The sequence below is a fragment of the Neogemmobacter tilapiae genome (assembly GCF_014652215.1).
In the GTDB taxonomy this organism is placed as follows: Bacteria; Pseudomonadota; Alphaproteobacteria; order Rhodobacterales; family Rhodobacteraceae; genus Neogemmobacter; species Neogemmobacter tilapiae.
This window is the reverse complement of sequence record NZ_BMYJ01000010.1, coordinates 140,706-147,618: the sequence shown is the minus strand read 5'-3', so window position 1 is coordinate 147,618 and position 6,913 is coordinate 140,706. Positions and strand designations below refer to the sequence as shown.

Below are 6,913 nucleotides of genomic sequence, written 5' to 3'. Positions count from 1 at the left end.
GCCGGGGTGATGTTCATGGGCGGCAGCGAAGAAACGCCAGCCCCTGCCGAGGCGGCCACAGAAACGGCGGCGGCCCAAGAACCGACGGCCGAAGTGGCTGCGGCGGAAACCGTCGAAACCGAGGCCTCCGCTCCCGAAGAACCAGCTGCCGAGCCGCAAGTGACCGAAACAGCAGAGGTGCCCGTCGAAACCGCCACGGATGCAGCACCGGCGGGTCCAGCCCCAGAGGCGACGGCAGAAACGCCGGTTGTCGAAACGGCTCTGAAGGATCCTTCTGCCGCAGAGGCCGCGCAGGTGGAAACTGCGGCGGTTGCGGCAACAGAGGTTGAGAGCGAAGCTGTTGAGCCTGTTGCAGAAGAAACTGCCGCTATAGCGGCCCCGGACGGGGCGTTGCTGACGAACCAGATCAGCTTTGCGGCCTGGGATGTCGAGATGCCGTTCATGGATGACAAGCGAATCGTGGGCACCACCCCAGTGGCAGTCGTCACTCGCGTCCTGCCCGGCAGCGACCTGTCGGAAGCAGGCCGTTGGATTGCGCCGGGTATCTTTATCTTTGCGGTCAACGGTGTGCCGCTTCAGCAGGGCGCCGGGTCGGCCAGTGCGGTTTTGAATGCGATGAAGGTGGACCCGGATGGCAAGGCGCGCGTCGTCGTGGAATATGCCGACGGGGCCGATGCCGCGCACGAAACGGGCCTTATGACCGTCAAGGCGCACCGTCTGGTCAGCCTAAGCAATGGGATCAGCGTCGAGATCACTCTGGGGGACGATGGTTGGAAAACCGTGGTCACGGCCATTGCCGATCCCGATGTCTCGGGCCTTCAGGTGGGGGATGTCCTGTTCCGCGACAAGACGTCAGGCACAGCCTTGGATGGCGCAGATTCGCTTGAAAGCATCCTGACGGGTCTGGTGGACGCCGCGGTTTCGGTCACCGAATTCTCGATCATCCGCGCCAGCAAGGTTGAGACCGCCGGAATGCAGCTTGCAACCACGGCTGGGGAGTGAGGTCGGGATATGATCATGAGTCATCTTCTTCGCGATGGCAATCGATGCCCCTGTTTCGCCACCTGAATCTTGCGGGGTTTACCCATTGTTATTGACGATCAGCATGCCGACAGGCGCCAGACGGTCGATTGACCAAAGGAGTTCATTCATGACGCAATCTGCCAAGACCTTTGGCATCGGCTGTGCAGCACTGCTGCTTTCGGGGGTTTCCGCCCTCGCCCAAGAAGCCTGCGGCACTTATGTCGTGGCGGCCGGGGACAACCTGCGTTTGATCGCTCGCAGCGCCTATGGCGACGCCGACATGTATCGCGCGATCTTCGAAGCCAATATCTTGGCGATCGGCAAAAAGGCCGACCTTATCGAGATTGGGACCGTTCTAAGCATCCCCTGCGACCCGAGCGCTGTGGCTGCCGAGGTCATTGATCCGGCGAAAGAGCCGGTCACCGAACCCGTGATGATCACGACCGCCGCAGCCGAGGTTAAGGCCGAGCCCCCAAAGGACGCCGAATCCGAACCATCGGCCGCAGCCATACCTGCGGAAGTGAAAACTTTCGGCATCGTGACAGGCAACGGCTATGCGCCCTTTACCGACGAGACGCTGCCCGGAGGGGGGATGGTGACGCAGTTGGTTGAAATGGGAATCTTCCGTGCCGACCCGGCTATTCCCTACAACCTGACCTTCATCAACGACTGGCAGGCCCATATCGACGCCCTGCTTCCGTCCGGCGCCTATGATCTGAGCTTTCCGTGGGTCCGCCCGGATTGCGAGGCGGGCGCGATGCTGTCGGCGGGGGATCAGGCCCGCTGCGACAACTTTGTCTTCTCGGCCCCGCTTTACGAGATTGTCGATGGCTTCTTTGCCACGAGGGGAAGCGGTCTTGCCCTTGCTACCAACTATGCCGATCTGGAAGGCAAACGGATTTGCCGACCCGAGGGCTATACCACCGGCGTTCTGGATGCGGTTGGCCTCAGCGTGCCAAAGATCGAACTGATGCGCCCGGCAGACACCGAAGATTGCTTTGAAGCTTTGATGGCCGGGAAAGTTGATCTTGTGTCCATCGACGCCGAGGTGGGGGATACGGCGATTGCAAATCTGGGCATCGCCGCCGATGTGGACAGCAACCCTTACCTGACGACGCTGCAAAGCCTGCATGTCATCGCACACAAATCGAACCCAGAGGCCGTTGAATTGATTGCCAAGCTGGATGGCGGTGTCGTCGAGATGTACGAATCCGGGGAATGGTATGACATCGTTTCGACAGCCTTGGCGTCAAACATGGAAAAATAGCGAACCCGGTTTTAATCGCCACGGGGGCCCAAACGCCCTGCACTGGCCTTACGATTTACTCAGGAATGTATGCCTTGGACACCACACCCAAAAAGCAGAAGGACACGAACAATATGAAGCTCAAATCCGCCACCTTTCGATTGCTGGCGCTTTCGGCGTTTGCAATTGCCGCTCCTCTTGCGGTTTCAGCCCAAGAAGCCTGCACGACCTATGTCGTGAAAGAAGGGGATACGCTTGGCAACATCTCTCAGGCGGCCTACGGCACCTATGACTTCCAGATGATCTTTAACGCCAACCGCGACCAGCTGGCCTCGAACATCAATGACCTGCCGGTGGGCATGGAATTGATCCTGCCCTGCGAGGACGGACGTCTGACGGCAGACTCTGAGTTGAGCGGCGTCATCGCGGCCGAAGAGGAAAAGCAGGAAACCACCCGCTCCACCAGCAACATCTATGAACCACCGCTGAAGTTCGTGACCGGCAATGGCTGGAAACCCTTTACCGATGAAAGCCTTGCTGGCGGTGGCATTCTGGTGCGCCTTGCCACGACGGCATTGCAGCGTGGCGGCAACGACCGCGAGGGTAGTGTAAGCTGGGTGAACGATTGGGGTTCGCACACCGAAGTGCTTCTGCCGACTGGGGCATTTGACATTTCCATCGCTTGGGGCATGCCCGACTGCACTAAGATTGATCTTCTTGGCGAGGACGGTGTCAAACGCTGCACCGATCTTGATGCAACTTTGCCCGTTTACGAGGTGGCCGAGACGTTCACGACCTTGTTGGACAGCAAATACGTCAACGTCACCAAGTTTGAAGATCTGGCCGGCGCAAAAATCTGTAAGCCTGCCGATTGGAGCAGCTTTCCCTTGGAGGAGGTTGGCCTTGTCGAGCCGCTTGTGACCCATGTTCGTCTGGCCACACCGAAAGACTGCGCCGAAGCCGTGTTGAATGGCGAAGTGGACGTCATGGCCATCGAATTGGAAACGGCGACCGATGTTTTTGCCGAATTGGGCGCTGCGGACAAAGTGGTAACAAATCCTTCTTTGATCCACTTCCTGACCTATCATTTCATCGCATCTAAGAAAAATCCTCGCGGCCGTATTTATATTGCGATGCTAAACAAGGGCCTGATCGAGATGCGGGAGTCGGGCGAATGGTATGATGTCGTGGCGACCGGCTTGGCCGAATACAACAACATGACGCAATAGTTGGCGCGGGTTGTAAGGGTTTCCTGACAACCCACATTCCGATGCGGCAATGAACCTGATTCAAGCCGGTATTCTGTATGGATACCGGCTTGAAACTAAACCTCGGGCCTGAAGATGGGCGGTGCCATGACATCGCGGCCCGTTCGACCGCCCTGCGAAGGCGCCTTTGGACGATTGGTTAGCTTTCGCGCTTCTCCCAGCGACATGCCATATTGCCTTTGAAAGGCCCGGGCCAATGTGGCGGCGGATGAGAAACCTGTGCGAATGGCGATTTCGGCCAATCGCAATGCGCCTGTCGAGGCAAGAAACTGGGCCCGCGCCAGACGCAGGTTGCGATAGTAATCCCCAGCAGAAGTGCCAAGAAGGTGCTGGAACATGCGTTCCAGAGTGCGCTGCGACATGGCCGATTGCCGGGCAACCTGCGGAATGCTCAGGGGATTTTCCATGTTCTGATGCATCAACAGGACAGCGCGCCCCAAGGGGCCCGCAAATGTGCCGGGGCGCGTCTCGGCCGGTTCGACCATATCGCCGCGCATGACATCGTCAAACATGTTGCGGACATCCAGACTCAAGGCCTCGCCACCGCGTTGGCTGATAAGATCCAGCGAAAAGGCCATCGTGCCCTCGGCGGTTCCGGTTGTGACGCGATTGCCGTCCTGAACATAAAGCCGGGGCATCATTTCGACCTGCGGAAATTCCTCTTGAAAGCTAGTCTGCTCCATCCAGTGAAGAGTTGCCTGATAGCCGTCCAAAAGGCCCGCCTCGGCCAGTATCCAGGCCCCTGTATCGTGACCCGCCAAAAGCGTGACGCCGCGCGTGGCGCGGCGGATCGCTCCCAGCACGCGCCGGTTGGCGTATTCGCGCACGCGGTAGCCTGCCACGACAACCAAGGCATCGAAATCGTCGATCTTGGCCAGTGTGCCATCCGGCAAAAGGGAAAGGCCGCTGGAGGAAACAGCGGGGGCGGCATCCATCGTGACCAGTCGCCAACTGAACTGGGCTTTGCCGGAAAGGTTGTTGGCCGCGCGGAGCGGTTCAATGGCGCTGGCTAGAACCATGTTCGAATAGCCATCGAACAGAAGGAAGCAGAGGCGAAAGGGAAAAACTGGCGACATAAGAAAAGAGATTGGCGAAAAGTGCAAATCTTGTCACCTCGTTTCTGTTCACCTTGAACGAAGAAGAATGGAGACAGCATGAACTTTGACATCTTCATCACATGTGCCGTGACGGGTTCCGGGCAAAGCCATCTGAAAAGCAACAAGGTGCCGGTGACGCCTGCGGAAATCGCGGCGGCCTGTATCGAGGCGGCCAAGGCGGGGGCCGCCATTGCGCATGTGCATGTGCGCGATCCGGCGACGGGGGCCCCCTCGCGCGATCCGGCGCTGTATCGGGAGGTGGTCGACCGGGTGCGCAGCGCCGATACGGATGTGGTGCTGAACCTGACGGCGGGGATGGGCGGGGACATTGTTCTGGGTTCCGCCGAAGATCCGCTGCCCCTAGGGCCGGGCACCGATCTGGTGGGGGCCAGCGCGCGGTTGGTGCATGTCGAGGAGTTGTTGCCCGAGATCTGCACGCTGGACTGCGGCACGATGAACTTTGCCGAGGCGGATTATGTGATGACGAACACGCCCGGCACCTTGCGGGCGATGGCGCGGCGGATACAGGCGGCAGGCGTGCGCCCCGAGATCGAGATTTTCGACACAGGCCATCTTTGGCTGGCCAAGACGCTGGTGGAGGAAGGGCTGATTGACGATCCGGTGCTGGTGCAGCTTTGCATGGGCATTCCCTATGGCATTCCGGCGGATCCGACCTCGTTGATGGCGCTGGTGAACCATATCCCGGCGGGCTGGGTCTATTCGATGTTCTCCATCGGGCGGATGCAACTGCCCTATGTGGCGCAGGCGGCGCTTGCGGGGGGGAATGTCCGTGTCGGGCTGGAAGACAACATCTGGCTGTCGCGGGGGCAGTTGGCCAGCAATGGCGATTTGGTCGAACGGGCGGTGACGATCCTGACGGCGATGGGTGGCCGGATTTTGGGGCCGGACGAAGTGCGCCAGAAACTGAAACTGACGAAAAGAGGCTGATTTTGCAAAAGGCCAAAGGGCCGACGATCCAACCAACCTGCGCAAGATCGCCATAGAAGCGGCTGCGTCCCAACAGATGAGGAAGACATGCGAATGAATGGTCTGAACAGACGACAATTCCTTGCCACGACGGCCGCGTCGGGGCTGATGCTTGGGGCGGGGCCTGTCTGGGCGCAGGCAGCAGAACCCAAGCGCGGGGGCACGATGCGGATCGGGCATCTTGGCGGTGCCACCTCGGATTCCATCGATCCCGCGACTTATGCGGCGGGGCCGGTGGTGACGGCGATGCTGGCGGTCTGCAACAATCTGGTCGAGATTGACGCGGCTGGGAACCCCCAGCCGGAACTGGCGGAAAGCTGGGAAACCACGTCGGACGCCAAAAGCTGGACCTTCCGCCTGCGGGGCGATGCGCGCTTTTCGGATGGACGGGCCTGCACCGCGGCAGATGTGATCGCCTCCTTCAACCATCATCGGGGCGAAAACACCACCTCGGGGGCCAAGGGGTCGCTGGCGCAGGTTGTGGACATCAAGGCCGATGGGACGAATGCCGTCATCTTTGATCTGGAAAGCGGCAATGCCGACTTTGCGATGCTGCTGACGGATTATCACTTTGTCATCATGCCGGGGCGTGCTGATGGCACGCTGGACTGGGAAAGCGGTCTGGGGACAGGGGGCTATGTCCTGACCGAACACGAGCCGGGCGTGCGGATCACGCTGACGCGGCGGGACGATTATTGGAAACAGGGCCGCGCCTGGTTTGATACGGTGGAACTGCGCACCATCAATGATGCGACGGCGCGGCAGAATGCCTTGATCACCGGCGAGGTGGATGTGATCAACGGGCCGGACCTTTCGACCCTGCATCTGTTGCAGCGCCAGCCGGGCCTGCATCTGGTCGAGGTGCCGGGCACGGCGCATTACACCATGCCGATGTTCACGGATGTGGCCCCTTTCGACAATGTCGATGTGCGACTGGCGATGAAATATGCGGTGAACCGGGACGAGATCGTCGAAAAGATCCTGTTTGGGCATGGGGCTGTGGCCAACGACTCTCCGATTGCGCCAGCAAACCGTTTCTATGCGGGCGATCTGGAACAGCGCAGCTATGATCCCGAACGGTCCAAATTCCACCTGAAGAAAGCGGGGCTGGATCGGTTGGCCATTGATCTGTCCGCCGCCGATGCCGCTTTTTCGGGGGCCATCAACATGGCGACCCTGTTCCAGCAAAGTGCGGCGGCGGGCGGCATCGACATCAACATCCTGCGCGAGGCGGATGATGGCTATTGGTCGAATGTCTGGCTGAAAAAGCCCTTCTGCCTAAGCTATTGGAA

Annotated in this window: 4 protein-coding genes and 2 pseudogenes; 5 read left to right on the top strand and 1 reads right to left on the bottom strand. The window is 59.8% G+C overall.

The features are described from left to right. The 3 genes and pseudogenes from IE095_RS15390 to IE095_RS15380 all read left to right on the top strand — a co-directional run. Positions 1-1,002, top strand: a pseudogene (locus tag IE095_RS15390) (hypothetical protein); the annotation flags it as partial. Between the two features lie 148 nt (positions 1,003-1,150). Next, a complete protein-coding gene (locus IE095_RS15385; RefSeq protein WP_189412643.1) occupies positions 1,151-2,290 on the top strand; it encodes a transporter substrate-binding domain-containing protein in 1,140 nt (379 codons plus the stop codon). Positions 2,291-2,364: 74 nt separating this feature from the next. Beyond that, positions 2,365-3,498, top strand: a complete 1,134-nt coding sequence (locus IE095_RS15380) for a LysM peptidoglycan-binding domain-containing protein (protein ID WP_229804837.1) — start codon at positions 2,365-2,367, stop codon at positions 3,496-3,498. Between the two features lie 95 nt (positions 3,499-3,593). Here IE095_RS15380 and IE095_RS15375 read toward each other — a convergent pair whose 3' ends face one another. After that, the gene (locus tag IE095_RS15375) at positions 3,594-4,613 is read right to left on the bottom strand and encodes a GlxA family transcriptional regulator (protein ID WP_189412641.1); all 1,020 of its coding nucleotides are present in this window, start codon (positions 4,611-4,613) and stop codon (positions 3,594-3,596) included. Between the two features lie 78 nt (positions 4,614-4,691). Here IE095_RS15375 and IE095_RS15370 point away from each other — a divergent pair, with 78 nt between their 5' ends. Continuing rightward, the gene (locus tag IE095_RS15370; RefSeq protein ID WP_189412639.1) at positions 4,692-5,582 is read left to right on the top strand and encodes a beta-keto acid cleavage family enzyme; all 891 of its coding nucleotides are present in this window, start codon (positions 4,692-4,694) and stop codon (positions 5,580-5,582) included. A gap of 87 nt (positions 5,583-5,669) precedes the next feature. Beyond that, positions 5,670-6,905 (top strand): annotated as a pseudogene (locus IE095_RS15365) (ABC transporter substrate-binding protein); the annotation flags it as partial. Positions 6,906-6,913 lie beyond the last annotated feature (8 nt).